Source organism: Paraburkholderia sp. Tr-20389, assembly GCF_017104565.1.
Lineage (GTDB): Bacteria > Pseudomonadota > Gammaproteobacteria > Burkholderiales > Burkholderiaceae > Paraburkholderia.
In genome coordinates this window covers 53,657-66,807 of the sequence record NZ_JAAGPD010000040.1, presented here as the reverse complement: position 1 = coordinate 66,807, position 13,151 = coordinate 53,657, and the positions used below count along the sequence as shown (strand labels likewise).

Below are 13,151 nucleotides of genomic sequence, written 5' to 3'. Positions count from 1 at the left end.
CAGCCCAGTTCGCGAGTCGCTGGCGCAGAGGTAGTTTCCGAACCGCCATATTGGTTGATATCTCTCAAAATACCCAGGACGGGCGGTGTAGCGGCCACATTTCAGCGATGAAATAGCCCACTGCGTCAGGCGCGTGATCCTTGCCAGCCGTTTTATCGGGATCGCCGTTCTTGTCAAACACCTGCTGTTCGAAGCATTCGGTCATCACCGGACACTTGTTTGTGTTGATCTGCAGATGACGGATGCCGTCGCCATTCAGGATCTGTGCGTTCACCGCATTCACGCGATCTTTCACGCTCGGATTCTTGCTGTTCACCCGAACCGTGATACCGGCGTTACGCAGGATCTGCAGGTCGGACAGCGACGCGTCGACAGACTTGTGACTGCGGCCACTCGCATCCGGGTAAGCCGTAATGTGATGACCCGGGAAGCGCTCAATCAGTGCGCTCGCAAGTGCTGGCGTATCCCGCACGCCCGTCAATTCATCCAAAATGATCGGGAAATCCCCGCGGTCGACGCACACGATGCCTGTGCAGTTGTAGACGTTGAAGTCCACGCCCACATGCAACGGTTCGCCCGGCAGGATGATCGAATCCGTGTGATGCAGATGTCGATCGAAGTCTGGATAGACCGCGCCACTCGTCAGATTGACGAACAACCCTTCGAGGTACGCATCCAGCAGGTTCGCCGGATAGATCGCCCGCAACTGGTCGATGTAGCCGTCAGGCAGGAACGGATTACTCGATGTCGGCGCGCGGTAGAGCTTGTAGCCTTCCTTCGGGTCTTTGTGCCACCGCTCGTAGACGTAGCGGAACCCTTCCGGCGTCGTCGCAATAGCAAGTGTGTTCCGCTCACCATCGGGCTTTTTCTTCCGGCAGCGGGCAATGCACTTGTTCCACGCATTCGCCGCTTTCTTCGGATCGAGAATGTCGAACTCGTCGATCCCGCCGTCCGATATCTCGAAACCGACGATGCGGTTCGGATTATCCAGCGTGCGAAAGATGACGCTGCCACCCGTCGACAGTTTCAGTTCCTTGTCGGCCTTGTTCAGCTTGCTGCGAATCTTCATCGCATCGAGCCGTTCTTCAAATTTCGGCCACGCAATGAGACTGATCAGGTCGTACGTCGGCGCGAAGTAGCCCACGTTGAACTGCGGATACGCCAGCTTCTTCATCATCAGGCGCGTCACCAACGCGTCTGATTTCCCGGCACCAAATCCGCCCACGAATGCAGGGAACTGCCACTCGGAGAATACGAAGTCTTCCTGCGGCTCAGTCAGCGCCAGTTCGACTTCGAGTTCACTCATCCTTTTTTGCTCTGCGCACAGTAATGCGGATCGACTCAGGCGCGTCCCCATCCTCGTCGCTCATCAGATCCTTGCGCGCGAGTTCGAGTTTTCGTATCAGGTCGATCTGCCGGATGATCAGATCGGCGTAGTCGGGGGCTGCGGCCTTGAGTTCTTTCTTGTCGTACGGCTGCATGGACTGCGTGGCGCGGTCGTATTCCTCGCCGATCTTGCGCGTGACTTCCAGCGCGCCGTCGATCATGTCCATTAGTTCGAGCGAGCCGGACAGGCGCACGAAGCGATGCAGCTTCACCCGAGCCAGTCGGATCTCGTCGTCGAGACCACCAACGTCCGCGCGCTCATAGAGCAACCGTTCTTCGGGCAACAGGGCGTCGGAGTAGAAGCCGTGCTTGACGGCATTGCTATTGCCCTTGGGCGCACCAGTGCTAGCGCCGCCGTGAAGTTTGCAGCGCGTCTTGCCTTCCATTGGAGCCCGCTTGCACGGCGCTCCGCTCCGTGTTCGAGCACCGCATGTATCTGCCATGCGTGGCCTCGTCCATGGGGTTGTTTCAGTAATCTGCTCAGAATTGAGCTAAAGGAGGAATTTCTTTGCTTTCGGGGTCGCAGCGCCTCGGAGGAATTTACTCACTGGCGCGGCGGAATCAGCACAATCGCAAAGAGGAGCACCGTGTAGGCGATTCCGAGCGTTTCGGAGGAGATCATGGCAGCATCAGAGAGAGAATTCGCTCCATTGCGACGCGGTATGCCTTTGTCATCAGGCGACCGTGCTCGTCTTTGCCCAGTGCGTCATCGTCCTGCATGTCGTCGAGGAATGACGTCACAGCGGCGCGAAGGCATTCCGATTCAGCGCTCGTCAAGACGCGACCGTTGATCATGATGTCGGCCGGTTGCCACGGACGTTTCGCGGGCTTCACTGCTGGCATCGGCGGCGGCTCATTCCTTACTGGCGGCAGACCTTCAAGTGCCGCCTTCTCGCGAGCGCAAACCCGGCAGATGGCTGGACCACCGCATTTCGCCACCGAACCATCAGCGTTAGGCGTTACCCATCCGTGCCCGCTCATGCCGCCGCCTCGAACATCTCCGGGCACACGATATTGCGTGCGACTTGACCGAACTTGTCGTGGTAGGTAATGATCGACGCCGCTCGCTCAGAGATCCATCCTCCACGCGCCGCGTAAGCATCGCGAGCCGCGAGGGTGGGGTGCTGCACAACCGTCATGCCGGCGTACTCCTTCTCGTCGACATGGTGCCTGTGTCCGCAATGGGCGAATCGCTTGGTCGTCGCGCCCCAGACCTTCGGGAACTGTGCGGCGAACAGCATCGGCAATTGCTCGTTCTTCACCTTGTGTCCGTGGTGGAAGGCAAGCATCGTCTCGCCGTGCTGGTAGACGTAGAACGGCAATTCGGAGTCGTTCACCGTCAGGCGCGGCTCATTCTCATAGAGCGCGCGGAACATGTGCCGCATCCAGACCGAGCCCGACTCGTCGTGATTGCCCTCGCAGACGATCAGATGCACCCGCTCATGCCGAGCCAGCGCGTGATCGATCAGCCGGCGAATCACCCGGACAGCAGCGCCGACGATCTTCGAGAATCGCCCATCGGCGTCTAAAACATGGTGATGAGCCGGGGTAACGGGCAAAAGTGAGTCGACGTGTAACTGGTCCCCTTGAAGGCACAGCACACACGTCTTAGCTTTCGGAGCCGATTCAATCATGTGGATGAAGCTCGCCAGCAACAGATTCTCGGCGATCTTCAGATCCCAGTTTGCGCCGCCTTCGCGCTCCCAGGCGAGCATACCAATATGGTAGTCGCTGAAAACGGCGAGATTGCAGAGTGCGGCGTCCGTCTTTGCGGGGCGGGCAGCAGGCTTCACGCGCGGCAGGCTTTCGGCCATTGCCTCGCATGCAGCCCGGAAAATCTCTTCCTGCTTCGACGGGTCGATTTCGCTCTTTACCCACTGAGCGGAGATACCGTCTTCTGTGTACAGCGTCGACACGCCGCGGACTCGAAACCCTTCCGGAACCGTGCGCGTCATGTCATGGACCGGAGACCAGCCCATCTTTGCCGCTTTCGCGCTCAGCGACGAAATCGCATTGCCAATCGTGCCGCGAGACACATTCAGCGCTTCAGCGGCTGCCCGGTGCGAACCGTGTTCTTCAATGGCATCCAAAAACTGGAGTTGGCGCTCTGTAGCGAATTCTCGAAGCTTTGGATGATCCACGGTTTCCCCTTTACGAATTTAGATAGGCGCCGAATTCTCCGCACCAATGGTCGGCATCGACCAGGGGATGCGTTACAGCCGTGCAACCACTTGATGGGTCGTACACGAACTGAGGCGGGAATCTTCGGCACTGGATTTCTTCGCCGCGCTTTACCGATGCGTGGCGACAGTTCTTGCATATCTCCGCGCGCTCAGCGACGACCTTGACTGTCTTGCGAGCTGCCATTCAGAGATCCAGATGTAAAAACGCCCGCCGAAGCGGGCAATCAGACGCTCAAGGGGGAAGCGGCCTGAGAGGAGGATTGGGTGAGAACTACTGGTGTCACGTCCGCATGGGCACTTACCCTGCTATCGCAGCGCGCGACGTTCTATGTTCGCCCTCGTGAATGACCACGCTGCTTGCAAGTCGCCCTCCGGGTTCTCCCAGATCGACCAGCATGGTCATACATGAAAGCGCTATTGTTCCGCCTTTCTCAGGAACTATCGCCGCGACTACCCGCTAAACGGCAAATGTTCTGGGTTTTGCGGAATTATTCTTCCGGCTCCAGCGTCTCGGCCAGGTCGAGCAGGGTTTGCGTCGTTCCCATGCTGATCGTGGCGAGGAGCATCAGCCATGCTGCAAAAGGATTCCAGCCCATCAGAGCATCCGCCTCAAAGCGTCTAACCGTGCGACCAAGGAAGCCAGCAGAGCCGGGTCCAGGTTCCGAAGACGCTGGAGGTCTTGCTCGATGCTGTCTATCAGTGCTTGAGATTCAGTCATATTGCGTGTTCGTCCGGGGTTGCTCTCCCGGCAGAGCGGCGTTGCGCCACGGCGGGACAAACGGGCTACTGGGAAGCAGCCGCGGGGAAATCGAAAAGAGCCTCGGCGGCTTTCCGCGCTTCGCTCCATCCGGCTTTCACCGTGAGCGTGCGGCGCGGCTGCGATTCGGCTTTGCGTTTCTCTCTGGCTTCTGCGGCTTGCTTCTGCTCAAGTACGCGCATTGGATCGCCGTACTGGTAGGAGGGCAAGGCAGTCGATCGCATGGCAAGCAGAAATGAAAAAGCCCGACTGGTTTTCACCGAGTCGGGCTGATTTTGGGCGCAGTGCCCCTACCCCGCATTCAATCACAAAGTTCTCGGGTATACAACCCCTTTGAATAAAATATTTTCAGCGCTCGACAAAAGCTCTCGCGTCTCGGCAGTGAAGCGCTCCAAGTCGCCGATCGCCTTTATCAGTGCCGCTCCTTCTGGCGTCGCCGCAAATCGCTCTTCTTCGCGACGCTCTTTTCTGCGCTGGCGGCTATTCATTTCGTTTCCCGGTCGTCGTCTGCGTATGGATCGAGCGGTACATTCACCAGCGGGCTCCACGACTGGTGGATGTGATCGACGCCTTCACCACACTCAGGGCATTCCATCGCGCTATGGTCGCCGCAGGTATCGCATCCGACAGATCCTGCCGTCCAGTTAGCCAGCGGAGACCAGGTTTTGCACTCCGGACATTTAACTTGATCGTCGTCGCGCACCGGCTCTCGCTTGAACGTCCACAGATAGCAGTCTTTCGCTTTCACGCTGCCGCCTCCATCCGAATGAGATGCCGAGCCATTAGCATCATGATTGCACCCGATTCTGCCCACGCACGATACGTAGAATGTGTGCGCTGCCCACTCCGAATTTCTCTGCCAGCACTTTCGATCCATACCCACGCTGACCTTTGATATACAAAGATCGGATTTCGGCTACTTGGCTGTCAGTCAGCTTTGCCCTTCCGTTATCCGACCCATAATGCGCAGTCTTGCTGGCCGGAGCATGACGATTCCGGTCGATGGCATCTTGGTTGTTTTCTTCAAGCGTGCCGATTTCCAGGTGCGCGGGATTGACGCACCCCCGGTTATCGCAAGAGTGGCGCACCACCAGCCCGGGAGGTATTGCCCCATTGACCATTTGATAGCTAATGCGGTGCGCGTATTCAACCCTTCCGTCGAGGCCCATTTGACCGTAGCCATTGCGTCGGCTTGCAGTCCACTCCCAGCAATCCCCAGACTTATCGACTTTCGCCCAGAATCGTTGCGCGTCTTTTTCGTTCATGCCGGAATCTCCTCACCAATCAGACCGCGCCGTTTTAGCATGGGCAACAGGTCTTCTTTTGCTTGTTGATACGTTTCATGCGCGGAACCAGCGCGCACCGATCTCCACACCATGGCATCGCTCGCTTTGTTCCTCATGGTTGTCGAAATCGCTGCGCGTTGCTCGATTGTTAGATCGTCCACGCAAAGCTGCACCTGCTCGGACTGAAGGCTATCCGCCCATTCATAAGCCGCCTCGTCGTCCTCTTCGCACGTTCTGTTGGTGATGGACTGACGCCCCATCGAATCAGCGGGACGGTAGTACATCTTCGCGTGCATGGCGATCGACTGGCGACACTGCCATTCGAACCAGTCTCTCAACAGGTGTTCGACTTCATCGGATTGGTCTTGCGTCATAGCGAAACCCCGTGCGTTTTTGATTCGAATAATCATAGCATAAATTAGGTATCCTCTCTTACGCAAATGTGCTATACGCGCGAGATGATGTTGCTTTTCTACTCTTCGAGCCCAGTCATGCCCAGATGCTCATACCGAATCCCACACTCCCGATCCACCTCTACTACGGCGTCGCGATATTTCCTGCGTGCGTGGAGAGTAGGTGAGGGCGGCGGCTTGTGTGCCAGCATCAGAATCGCCAGCATCCCAAACGCACTAGCACCAAGCAGGAAACCGGCTGCGAATAGGAGGAAGTTGGTCACGGCATAACCCTCCAGAGCCACATTGCGACGCCCGCAATCGCCAGCACGAAGCCAATGAGCGTCACGAGAGCGCAAACATCCCTGCCGCGGCCTTGCCAGCCAAACGGCAGGCCGTCGCACACCCCGAACAGGTAGCCGAATGTGAGCATCAATGCGAATCCGATTGCGGTCATTTGGCACCTCGCGCGGCTTCGCTGCTCACCAAGTCTTTCGATACCACAGAAGATAGGGCGGCGTACATTTCAGGCGTGATATACACCATGTTTTCGCCGCTGCCGCCAAGGTGCTTTGGCTTCGCACTCTTACCCGCTTCAATGATGCTCTGGAGAACAGCGCGTTGGCTCCAGCAAGGTCGAACGTTGCTCATGCTGCCTCCGATTCATTCGTTTGAGAGTAGGGTGAATGCTGCTCGACCATCTGAATTCGCTCGCCGATCCAACGCATCACCGGCACCGCCATGCTGTTACCCAATGCCTTGTATCGCGGACCATCAGCGGCCGGTTTGCCTCGCACCATGATTCGCGTGTAGTCGTCCTCAAATCCCTGAAGGCGCTCGCACTCACGCGGCGTCAAGCGTCGGACGGCAGCGCCTTGCATGGCGTATGTCTGTTGCTTTGCGCCCGGCTCGGCAGCAAGAGCTCCAGCCACGTTCATTAGCCGCACCTCGTCGCGTTGATTTTGAGCGAATGCCACAGACTGAACCTCCGCACGCGCCTCCAATGTGTACGCAATATCTGTTTGGACGCCCACACCATCCGGGCCGCTTTCTGGGTTCTCGCGCGTTGCGCCGGCCTGGATTGCATAAGAGACCGGGATCAGAGGAGTTCCACGCCCGGTCCCGTCTTCGCTCGCATCGAATCCCTCTCCGCGAAGCGAATGGGTAACAAGCAAAGTTTCGGTTTCGGCGTCGATACGCTGATTGCTGGTCGTCAAAGCTCGCGCGACAGCCGGCAATTGATGCCCGCCGCCCGTAGGCGAACCCTTCAGCAGTGGGCCAGTTGGCTCTCCGCAGTCGTGTCCGTTGCCCTCATAGTCAATGCCGCCGATAACGCCCGAGGCAGCGTCTTTCCGCGCTTCTCGGCGCGGCGCAGAATGCCCGAGCAAGCTTTGGCGCTCAAAAAGTACTGCGGCGGCAGGTCTCCAGTCTCCAAGATATCCGACAACGAACACACGTCGGCGGCGCTGGGGAACTCCGAAGAACTGAGCGTCCAAAACTCGGTAGGCGAACCCATACCCGAGTTCTGCCAGCCCGGCAAGGAAGGTTCCAAAGTCCCTTCCTCCGTTTGACGACAACACACCGGGGACATTTTCCCAACACAGCCAGCGGGGAGCGAATCGCTCAGCAATTGCAAGATAGGTGAGCATGAGGTTGCCACGCGGATCAGCCAGTCCCTTTCGTAGTCCGGCGACGCTGAAACTTTGGCAAGGGGTTCCTCCGACGAGAAGATCGATAGCTGCATCAGGCCATTCCTTAAACTTTGTCATGTCGCCCCGATTGGGGACGTTTGGATAGTGGTGAGCCAGCACGGCAGACGGAAACGGCTCAATCTCACTGAGGAAGTCAGCACGCCACCCGAGCGGATGCCAAGCACAGCTTGCAGCTTCGATGCCACTGCATACAGAACCGAACCTCATGCCGCCTCCTTTCGTTGTTCAATCCGCTTCTCCAGCCTGCGGGCTTTCTTTTGCATAACCTTCTTCAGTCGCTGCAAGTACTCGACCGACCATTTTGCTGTCCACTGCATTGACTCGATTTCCTCTACGCGTTCGATGGTGATTCGCTCGATGAGGCCGACACGGTAGTCCGAATGCATGCCGCCCCTGTCACGGTTGCACCGCTTGCACTGCAGGTGAATGTTCGGCAGGTAGAAGCGCATGTGTTCTGCGCTCCCTACACTCCTGAAATGGCCGGCATCGACTGCGCCGCCGAACCTCTCATGTGGCTTCGCGCCACATGAGATGCATCCGTGACCAGCAAGGATGTCCCGTAGGCGTGCCACCTTATTCACGACTGCTTGCGCCTCACGTTTCCAGTCGGAGCGCGTCTTGAGCTTGGCTTTGCGCTCTGCCAGTGACTTCCGTTCGGCTCGATTGGCTCGGGCTGCTTTCTGGGCGGCAACTTTTGCGGCCCAGTCGGCGGCGCATTTCGGGCTGCACACCTTCTGAAGCGAGCGGGCCGGTTCGAACACCGCCTTGCAAGCCGCGCACTTCTTTTTTCTGGGGAGACGGTTCAACCCTCCCTCCATGCCGCAATGAAGCCAAGAAGGATGGCGATCGGCCCGGCGAAAGATGCGAACTCGAGGGTGATGAAAGGGGCGCTAATCACGACTGCGCTCAGGTACATCAGTTGGCTGGTTTTCATTCGAATTCGATCCCGAGTTCGCCCGTAGCGTGGGCTTGGATTCGGTTTAGATACTCGCTGAACTCCCCAACACTCATCTGCGTTGTCGACTTCCGGCGCGTGATGATTTCGCCATCGGGCAGAATCAGTTCGTCCAGCACGCCGTACTTGCGGGCGAAGTACTCATGCCAGGTGTCTTTGTCGAACTGCTTGCCATCGATCCACGCCTGTTCTGCTATCTGCTTGAGCACGGCGCCCCAGTAGAATTTATTTTGCTGGGCGTTACGCTGGCGTTCCTCGGCAGTCACAATCAGGCGCAGCGGCTCGCCCTTGTCGGCGAACGTCGGGGCGTTGGCCTTGATGAAGGCGACAACGGCATTCCAGACGCCGCCGTTGCGAAGCGTGAATTCTCTGTACAACGCCGTTGTCACGCTGCCTCCTGATTCGAGTCCGCAATCCGTCTCGCGTCATCCTCGCGTGCGGCGTGTTCGGTCATGGCGAGACTGTCGGCGATGGTGTAGTGGCGAGGATTCTTGTCGGTATGACGATCCAGAATCGCTCCAGCAGCCGTGTTGAGTGCCGCGTAGAAGTCACGCGAGCAGGGCGCGCGATCGTCCGTCAACTTGCCTTGGATCATCGCGTCACGAAGTACGAACAGCGATGCAATGGCCTTCGTGATGTGCGACATGCCAGAGTCCGGGTCGATGTTCTCGCCCTCCCACCAGGAAAAAAGGTGGCGAAGCGTCGCGTCGTAATAGACCGATGCACGCACGCCTACGGCGCGATAGTTGTGCCGGCCGTACTTCGCTGCGCCTTCGAGCATCGCGACGCCGACTTCAGCCATCACGGCAGCCGATACGGTCGACATGGGAGCCTTGCGCGTGCCGACGATGTCTTTGGGATTGCTGGGCTTGCTCGTCATGCCGCCTCCAGCGTCACGAGGTCTTCGACATTCAGGACAGCCAGCCCAAGGCGCTGCGCAGCAAGATGTTCGATCTTGGCGCCGAACGAGTCGTGCCAGTTCGGAAGCAGGGCGATGCCGTCGCACGTTGCCAGATAGTCGAGATCGACCTTGATGCATGAAAGCCACTCGGCTTCCGGGTCATCGTTGATTTCGACAGGGTTGACGACCTCATAACCGATCGCGCGGAGCTGCGCCGCAACGCGATTGAACAGGCCGAAGCCGAGATCGGGCAGGCCGGACATCTTCCCCGAGAGGTACAGCTTCTTCACTTCTTTGAGCATCGTCATGCTGCTTTCTCCGTGTGGTTTTCAATCTTCGTCATCGCCTGATCGGCCAACGCGATCGATTCGAATGCTCGTTGCTGGGCCCACTGAAGCACGCGCCGGAACTTGTCGACACTGCAGAAGATCCCGGCGTCGCTCATCACGTTGATCATTTCCCGGTGCGTGATGTTTTCGAGCAAGCTGCTCGGTTCTTTCGGTTGCGTGCTCATGCGGCCAACTCCTCATCATCCTTGATGGACATAGATTGTTGATAGACTCGACCGCGAACGCTGTTGTCGATTTCGACCACGTTGCTCACGCCAATCTGAGACATAAGCACTGCAAACGGATTGCGTGAGTTCTTACGTGTTTGCTTCGCGCGCCATGCTTTGCACTCGTCAGATTTGGTTTGTGGTTCCGGGCGCGCTTCATCGGCACATTTGCCGTGAGCCCAAACCATCACGCGGGCGTGATCGACCATCCGCCACGAGTCGATGTGAAACTTCTTTCCTTTGCCTCGCTTGAGCATCACGCGGACTTGACGAGGAGACGCGCCAGTGTGATCAGCTATCTCGTTCGCAGTGAATGCGCCGCCCTTCTCAAGGAATTGCGTAACCAGGTTGTCGACCCACGACAGGTATTGGTCGTTTCCGTGCGCGCCAGAAGGTAGGCCGATTCTTTTCGCCTGTTCGCTGATCGCGTAATAAGTTCGATTTGGCAGCTTGCGGGACAGCGATTTGATGCTGCCGCTCTGTTTCCAGATTTTTTTGAGAATCTTGATCTCCGCGTCCGTCCACGACTTTGCCTCGTAACGGCGCACGCCGAGTCGGTAGGCGCGAGTCTTCACCGCATCCCATGACCGGCCAGGCAGTCGATCGAGGCCGCACTTGATCGGCTTGCCGGTTGAATAGATCTCGCGGACGATTGCGTCCTCTTCGGCGGTCCATACTGGTCTCATGCTGCCTCCAGGTGTTCTGCGTACATGTCGCCGTTCTCAACGCGAGCAACGATCGACCTTGCTGCCTTCCTGAGTTCACTCCGATCGACGACTCGCAACTGTTCGTCGTGCAGCTCCAGAACCGTCCGAATCGCCTTGATTGCGTCCGCATCAAGTGCGAGTGATCCCGTTCGGTCGGCGCGATAGCGGGCGCGCATCATGCCGACCATCGCGGCCTTGATCTCGTCGATGTACTCGGAGCCGTGGCCCATCTCCGCCAACACGAGGCACATGTTCAGGTTGCCGCAGAGGTCGTACCATTGGGCGTCGTCGGGGCAGCGCAACAGCGCCTCAAACGACAGGTGATGCCCCAGCGCGATCTCGTTCTGGCGCGTTTCGGTGAGTGGCTTCGCGTCCATCCGGCGCTCGTTTTCGGCGATGGCGCGGTTGAGCCAACGGTTCGGATCGTATTTGCGCGATCCTTTGCGCTTTTTGCTGACTGCCATGATTAAGCAACCTCCGATCCGAAAAGTGCCGTCTGTTCCGCCTTCGGCGCTTCTGGCTCGAATAGCGATTCTTGACGCTGGGCGTCTTCGATTCGGCGGCAGGCGATGTCGAAGTACTTGGGCTCGCGCTCGATGCCGATGAACTTACGGCCCATCTGGATAGCGGCTACACCAGTACTGCCAGAGCCCATAAAGGGATCAAGAATTACCGCCGCATCGCCAACGCGATCAACGCACCACTTCATCAAGGGAAGTGGCTTCTGGGTCGGGTGATGTTTTCCCTCGGTCGCAAGTTGACCGTGCGAGTAGTCGAATGCGTCGACGGGGCGGTCAAGATTCGTCCACGCCAGTTCGCAAACGCTCGTCGAAAAGTTGCGGATGATCTTGTTCCAGACAAGCCATGCGCGACTCGGCGGCAACTCGAAAAAGTTTCCGCCCCAAATGATTGCCTTGTCTGCCTTTAGAAGAAGCTCCACAACTTCCTGCGGCGCTTCCTGATCCCAACTGAAGCCGCCTTTTTCGACGTACAACTTTTTCCATCGTCCCGAACCAGAGCCGGACAGCTTGTCGCCCATGCCATACGGCGGATCAGTAATCACCGCATCCACGCGCGGCAGCGTCGGCAGGATCTCCCGGCAATCACCCAGATACAGCGTCGCATCGCCAATCTGGCACCTGTCAATCCAATGAGGACTACTACTCGCCTGAATCGTTCTTTCATTCATTTTCCCAATCCTCCTATCCCTTCTGCCGCCAAATGGCAGTCAACTGTTCCTTCACCCGTACCGCCGCCTCTTCATCCGACTTCTGGAGATCGGTGAGGTAAGCGCGCCTCGTTTCCAGATCCATCGCCGCCAGTTCTTCGGCTACGTCTTTTGCTTCGGTGGGGGTCATGCAATCCTCCGCGCACATTTCTGCATCGCTAAAAGCGTCTCAGCGGCTTTGAAGACCGGCGGGGTTATCTCGGTATTCGCCAAGGTCCACGGAGCCGACAGGCGCGCTCCTTCACCCCTCAGAATCGATCCGCGTGCGAACAGTCTTTCCATCGTCTGGTTTGCGCTCTCGTCAGTCGTCTCCAGAAAGCCGGCAATCTCGCGTGTCGTTGCGCCGAGAGGGCGGGCTTTCAGGAATTCGATGATCGCGTTGAAGTTGGAAAAGCTCATACCTGCTTTCCCGTTGCGTTGAAGATGGCATCGCGTGCGATGGTTAGCTTGTTGTGCGGCGTGGGGACGCCGGCTTTACTCTCTGCGATGATCCGATGAGCCCAGCCCAATCCGGGGCCGCGCGGCTCGCGCTTGAGAACTTCCGTCGCGCCGAGTTCTTCCAAGCGCTGTGCGCCGTACTCGCGTGTCGACTCAGCAGCAGTCGGAGCGGGAAGGGCCGGCACTCTTTCGGGAACAGGCAAAACCTCGCCAGCAAGTACGGCCTTCAGCGCAGCTTCGAAACGCGGCTTGAGGCTCGAAATCGACTGGCTGATGATGTCGAACTCGCCGACCTTCGCAGCGGCCCAGTAGATCGCCGGGTGGCTCCACTTGTCCTTGCCACGTTGCCGAGCGCGCATCTGGTCGATCGCTTCGTAGATCGCGGCGTCGACGTTGATCTGCGGCTTGCATGCCTTGATGAACTCCGTGATCGACGGCGGCCAGTCGTAAGTCTTGCGGCACGTCTTCAGACCGTCCGAAATCATCTGCGGCGTCAGACCTTCCTCGTCGAAGGCTTCAGCCCACGATTCGCGCCAGTTCGAAATCGCCTGTTCGCTGGCAAATGCTGCGCGCCAACGGTTCGGATAGGCACCGTCGAAACGGTTGAACAGGTGGTCCATGAGCGAGATCCCCAGCTTGGGATGCTGCTC

General features: G+C 58.1%; 24 protein-coding genes. All 24 read right to left on the bottom strand.

What is annotated here, in order from left to right; genetic code table 11:
* Positions 1 to 64: 64 nt before the first annotated feature.
* The 24 genes from G3N95_RS30110 to G3N95_RS30000 all read right to left on the bottom strand — a co-directional run bounded on the left by G3N95_RS30110 (position 65) and on the right by G3N95_RS30000 (position 13,121).
* Positions 65 to 1,306, bottom strand: a complete 1,242-nt coding sequence (locus G3N95_RS30110) for a phage terminase large subunit (RefSeq protein WP_205973748.1) — start codon at positions 1,304 to 1,306, stop codon at positions 65 to 67.
* Positions 1,299 to 1,829, bottom strand: a complete 531-nt coding sequence (locus G3N95_RS30105; RefSeq protein ID WP_277398045.1) for an HGGxSTG domain-containing protein — start codon at positions 1,827 to 1,829, stop codon at positions 1,299 to 1,301. The genes G3N95_RS30110 and G3N95_RS30105 overlap by 8 nt, the downstream gene beginning before the upstream one ends.
* Positions 1,830 to 2,004: 175 nt before the next feature.
* Positions 2,005 to 2,367, bottom strand: a complete 363-nt coding sequence (locus G3N95_RS30100) for a hypothetical protein (protein ID WP_205973746.1) — start codon at positions 2,365 to 2,367, stop codon at positions 2,005 to 2,007.
* Complete coding sequence (locus tag G3N95_RS30095) at positions 2,364 to 3,527, bottom strand: LysR family transcriptional regulator (RefSeq protein WP_205973745.1); 1,164 nt, start codon at positions 3,525 to 3,527, stop codon at positions 2,364 to 2,366. The genes G3N95_RS30100 and G3N95_RS30095 overlap by 4 nt, the downstream gene beginning before the upstream one ends.
* 825 nt (positions 3,528 to 4,352) lie before the next feature.
* Positions 4,353 to 4,586, bottom strand: coding sequence for a hypothetical protein (locus tag G3N95_RS30090; protein WP_346778423.1), 234 nt, complete (start codon positions 4,584 to 4,586; stop codon positions 4,353 to 4,355).
* Between the two features lie 45 nt (positions 4,587 to 4,631).
* Positions 4,632 to 4,814, bottom strand: a complete 183-nt coding sequence (locus tag G3N95_RS30085) for a hypothetical protein (protein ID WP_205973744.1) — start codon at positions 4,812 to 4,814, stop codon at positions 4,632 to 4,634.
* On the bottom strand, positions 4,811 to 5,074 hold the full coding sequence (locus G3N95_RS30080; protein WP_205973743.1) for a hypothetical protein: 264 nt from the start codon (positions 5,072 to 5,074) through the stop codon (positions 4,811 to 4,813). Before G3N95_RS30080 ends, G3N95_RS30085 begins: the two co-directional genes overlap by 4 nt.
* A gap of 40 nt (positions 5,075 to 5,114) precedes the next feature.
* Positions 5,115 to 5,591 carry an HNH endonuclease gene (locus G3N95_RS30075; protein WP_205973742.1) on the bottom strand — a complete coding sequence of 159 codons (477 nt, stop codon included), beginning with the start codon at positions 5,589 to 5,591 and terminating at the stop codon, positions 5,115 to 5,117.
* On the bottom strand, positions 5,588 to 5,986 hold the full coding sequence (locus tag G3N95_RS30070; RefSeq protein WP_205973741.1) for a hypothetical protein: 399 nt from the start codon (positions 5,984 to 5,986) through the stop codon (positions 5,588 to 5,590). Before G3N95_RS30070 ends, G3N95_RS30075 begins: the two co-directional genes overlap by 4 nt.
* Positions 5,987 to 6,284: 298 nt before the next feature.
* Positions 6,285 to 6,461, bottom strand: a complete 177-nt coding sequence (locus G3N95_RS30065) for a hypothetical protein (RefSeq protein WP_205973740.1) — start codon at positions 6,459 to 6,461, stop codon at positions 6,285 to 6,287.
* Positions 6,458 to 6,655: a hypothetical protein gene (locus tag G3N95_RS30060; protein WP_205973739.1), complete on the bottom strand. Its 198-nt coding sequence runs from the start codon at positions 6,653 to 6,655 to the stop codon at positions 6,458 to 6,460. The genes G3N95_RS30065 and G3N95_RS30060 overlap by 4 nt, the downstream gene beginning before the upstream one ends.
* On the bottom strand, positions 6,652 to 7,923 hold the full coding sequence (locus G3N95_RS30055; protein WP_205973738.1) for a DNA cytosine methyltransferase: 1,272 nt from the start codon (positions 7,921 to 7,923) through the stop codon (positions 6,652 to 6,654). Before G3N95_RS30055 ends, G3N95_RS30060 begins: the two co-directional genes overlap by 4 nt.
* Entirely contained in the window at positions 7,920 to 8,522 is a 603-nt protein-coding gene (locus G3N95_RS30050) for a recombination protein NinG (RefSeq protein WP_205973737.1), read from the bottom strand. The genes G3N95_RS30055 and G3N95_RS30050 overlap by 4 nt, the downstream gene beginning before the upstream one ends.
* Positions 8,519 to 8,650 (bottom strand): hypothetical protein, encoded by a 132-nt coding sequence (locus tag G3N95_RS40930; protein WP_277398044.1) that lies wholly within the window; start codon positions 8,648 to 8,650, stop codon positions 8,519 to 8,521. Before G3N95_RS40930 ends, G3N95_RS30050 begins: the two co-directional genes overlap by 4 nt.
* Complete coding sequence (locus G3N95_RS30045; RefSeq protein WP_205973736.1) at positions 8,647 to 9,060, bottom strand: recombination protein NinB; 414 nt, start codon at positions 9,058 to 9,060, stop codon at positions 8,647 to 8,649. The genes G3N95_RS40930 and G3N95_RS30045 overlap by 4 nt, the downstream gene beginning before the upstream one ends.
* On the bottom strand, positions 9,057 to 9,551 hold the full coding sequence (locus tag G3N95_RS30040) for a dATP/dGTP diphosphohydrolase domain-containing protein (protein ID WP_205973735.1): 495 nt from the start codon (positions 9,549 to 9,551) through the stop codon (positions 9,057 to 9,059). Before G3N95_RS30040 ends, G3N95_RS30045 begins: the two co-directional genes overlap by 4 nt.
* Positions 9,548 to 9,880: a DUF4406 domain-containing protein gene (locus G3N95_RS30035; protein ID WP_241019031.1), complete on the bottom strand. Its 333-nt coding sequence runs from the start codon at positions 9,878 to 9,880 to the stop codon at positions 9,548 to 9,550. The genes G3N95_RS30040 and G3N95_RS30035 overlap by 4 nt, the downstream gene beginning before the upstream one ends.
* Complete coding sequence (locus G3N95_RS30030; protein WP_205973734.1) at positions 9,877 to 10,086, bottom strand: hypothetical protein; 210 nt, start codon at positions 10,084 to 10,086, stop codon at positions 9,877 to 9,879. Before G3N95_RS30030 ends, G3N95_RS30035 begins: the two co-directional genes overlap by 4 nt.
* Positions 10,083 to 10,814 carry a hypothetical protein gene (locus G3N95_RS30025; protein ID WP_205973733.1) on the bottom strand — a complete coding sequence of 244 codons (732 nt, stop codon included), beginning with the start codon at positions 10,812 to 10,814 and terminating at the stop codon, positions 10,083 to 10,085. The genes G3N95_RS30030 and G3N95_RS30025 overlap by 4 nt, the downstream gene beginning before the upstream one ends.
* Positions 10,811 to 11,299 carry a hypothetical protein gene (locus tag G3N95_RS30020; protein WP_205973732.1) on the bottom strand — a complete coding sequence of 163 codons (489 nt, stop codon included), beginning with the start codon at positions 11,297 to 11,299 and terminating at the stop codon, positions 10,811 to 10,813. Before G3N95_RS30020 ends, G3N95_RS30025 begins: the two co-directional genes overlap by 4 nt.
* Positions 11,300 to 11,301: 2 nt before the next feature.
* The gene (locus tag G3N95_RS30015) at positions 11,302 to 12,024 is read right to left on the bottom strand and encodes a site-specific DNA-methyltransferase (protein WP_205973731.1); all 723 of its coding nucleotides are present in this window, start codon (positions 12,022 to 12,024) and stop codon (positions 11,302 to 11,304) included.
* A gap of 13 nt (positions 12,025 to 12,037) precedes the next feature.
* A complete protein-coding gene (locus G3N95_RS30010) occupies positions 12,038 to 12,193 on the bottom strand; it encodes a hypothetical protein (RefSeq protein ID WP_205973730.1) in 156 nt (51 codons plus the stop codon).
* Positions 12,190 to 12,462, bottom strand: a complete 273-nt coding sequence (locus G3N95_RS30005; RefSeq protein ID WP_205973729.1) for a hypothetical protein — start codon at positions 12,460 to 12,462, stop codon at positions 12,190 to 12,192. The genes G3N95_RS30010 and G3N95_RS30005 overlap by 4 nt, the downstream gene beginning before the upstream one ends.
* A complete protein-coding gene (locus tag G3N95_RS30000; protein ID WP_205973728.1) occupies positions 12,459 to 13,121 on the bottom strand; it encodes a replication protein P in 663 nt (220 codons plus the stop codon). The genes G3N95_RS30005 and G3N95_RS30000 overlap by 4 nt, the downstream gene beginning before the upstream one ends.
* Between the last annotated feature and the right edge of the window lie 30 nt (positions 13,122 to 13,151).

What these genes read in the sequence shown, in the direction of transcription:
- G3N95_RS30110 (WP_205973748.1), bottom strand. Translation starts at nt 1,306, where the DNA reads ATGAGTGAACTCGAAGTCGAACTGGCGCTGACTGAGCCGCAGGAAGAC.
- G3N95_RS30105 (WP_277398045.1), bottom strand. Translation starts at nt 1,829, where the DNA reads ATGGCAGATACATGCGGTGCTCGAACACGGAGCGGAGCGCCGTGCAAG.
- G3N95_RS30100 (WP_205973746.1), bottom strand. Translation starts at nt 2,367, where the DNA reads ATGAGCGGGCACGGATGGGTAACGCCTAACGCTGATGGTTCGGTGGCG.
- G3N95_RS30085 (WP_205973744.1), bottom strand. Translation starts at nt 4,814, where the DNA reads ATGAATAGCCGCCAGCGCAGAAAAGAGCGTCGCGAAGAAGAGCGATTT.
- G3N95_RS30075 (WP_205973742.1), bottom strand. Translation starts at nt 5,591, where the DNA reads ATGAACGAAAAAGACGCGCAACGATTCTGGGCGAAAGTCGATAAGTCT.
- G3N95_RS30070 (WP_205973741.1), bottom strand. Translation starts at nt 5,986, where the DNA reads ATGACGCAAGACCAATCCGATGAAGTCGAACACCTGTTGAGAGACTGG.
- G3N95_RS30065 (WP_205973740.1), bottom strand. Translation starts at nt 6,461, where the DNA reads ATGACCGCAATCGGATTCGCATTGATGCTCACATTCGGCTACCTGTTC.
- G3N95_RS30060 (WP_205973739.1), bottom strand. Translation starts at nt 6,655, where the DNA reads ATGAGCAACGTTCGACCTTGCTGGAGCCAACGCGCTGTTCTCCAGAGC.
- G3N95_RS30055 (WP_205973738.1), bottom strand. Translation starts at nt 7,923, where the DNA reads ATGAGGTTCGGTTCTGTATGCAGTGGCATCGAAGCTGCAAGCTGTGCT.
- G3N95_RS40930 (WP_277398044.1), bottom strand. Translation starts at nt 8,650, where the DNA reads ATGAAAACCAGCCAACTGATGTACCTGAGCGCAGTCGTGATTAGCGCC.
- G3N95_RS30040 (WP_205973735.1), bottom strand. Translation starts at nt 9,551, where the DNA reads ATGACGAGCAAGCCCAGCAATCCCAAAGACATCGTCGGCACGCGCAAG.
- G3N95_RS30035 (WP_241019031.1), bottom strand. Translation starts at nt 9,880, where the DNA reads ATGACGATGCTCAAAGAAGTGAAGAAGCTGTACCTCTCGGGGAAGATG.
- G3N95_RS30030 (WP_205973734.1), bottom strand. Translation starts at nt 10,086, where the DNA reads ATGAGCACGCAACCGAAAGAACCGAGCAGCTTGCTCGAAAACATCACG.
- G3N95_RS30025 (WP_205973733.1), bottom strand. Translation starts at nt 10,814, where the DNA reads ATGAGACCAGTATGGACCGCCGAAGAGGACGCAATCGTCCGCGAGATC.
- G3N95_RS30020 (WP_205973732.1), bottom strand. Translation starts at nt 11,299, where the DNA reads ATGGCAGTCAGCAAAAAGCGCAAAGGATCGCGCAAATACGATCCGAAC.
- G3N95_RS30015 (WP_205973731.1), bottom strand. Translation starts at nt 12,024, where the DNA reads ATGAATGAAAGAACGATTCAGGCGAGTAGTAGTCCTCATTGGATTGAC.
- G3N95_RS30010 (WP_205973730.1), bottom strand. Translation starts at nt 12,193, where the DNA reads ATGACCCCCACCGAAGCAAAAGACGTAGCCGAAGAACTGGCGGCGATG.
- G3N95_RS30005 (WP_205973729.1), bottom strand. Translation starts at nt 12,462, where the DNA reads ATGAGCTTTTCCAACTTCAACGCGATCATCGAATTCCTGAAAGCCCGC.
- G3N95_RS30000 (WP_205973728.1), bottom strand. Translation starts at nt 13,121, where the DNA reads ATGGACCACCTGTTCAACCGTTTCGACGGTGCCTATCCGAACCGTTGG.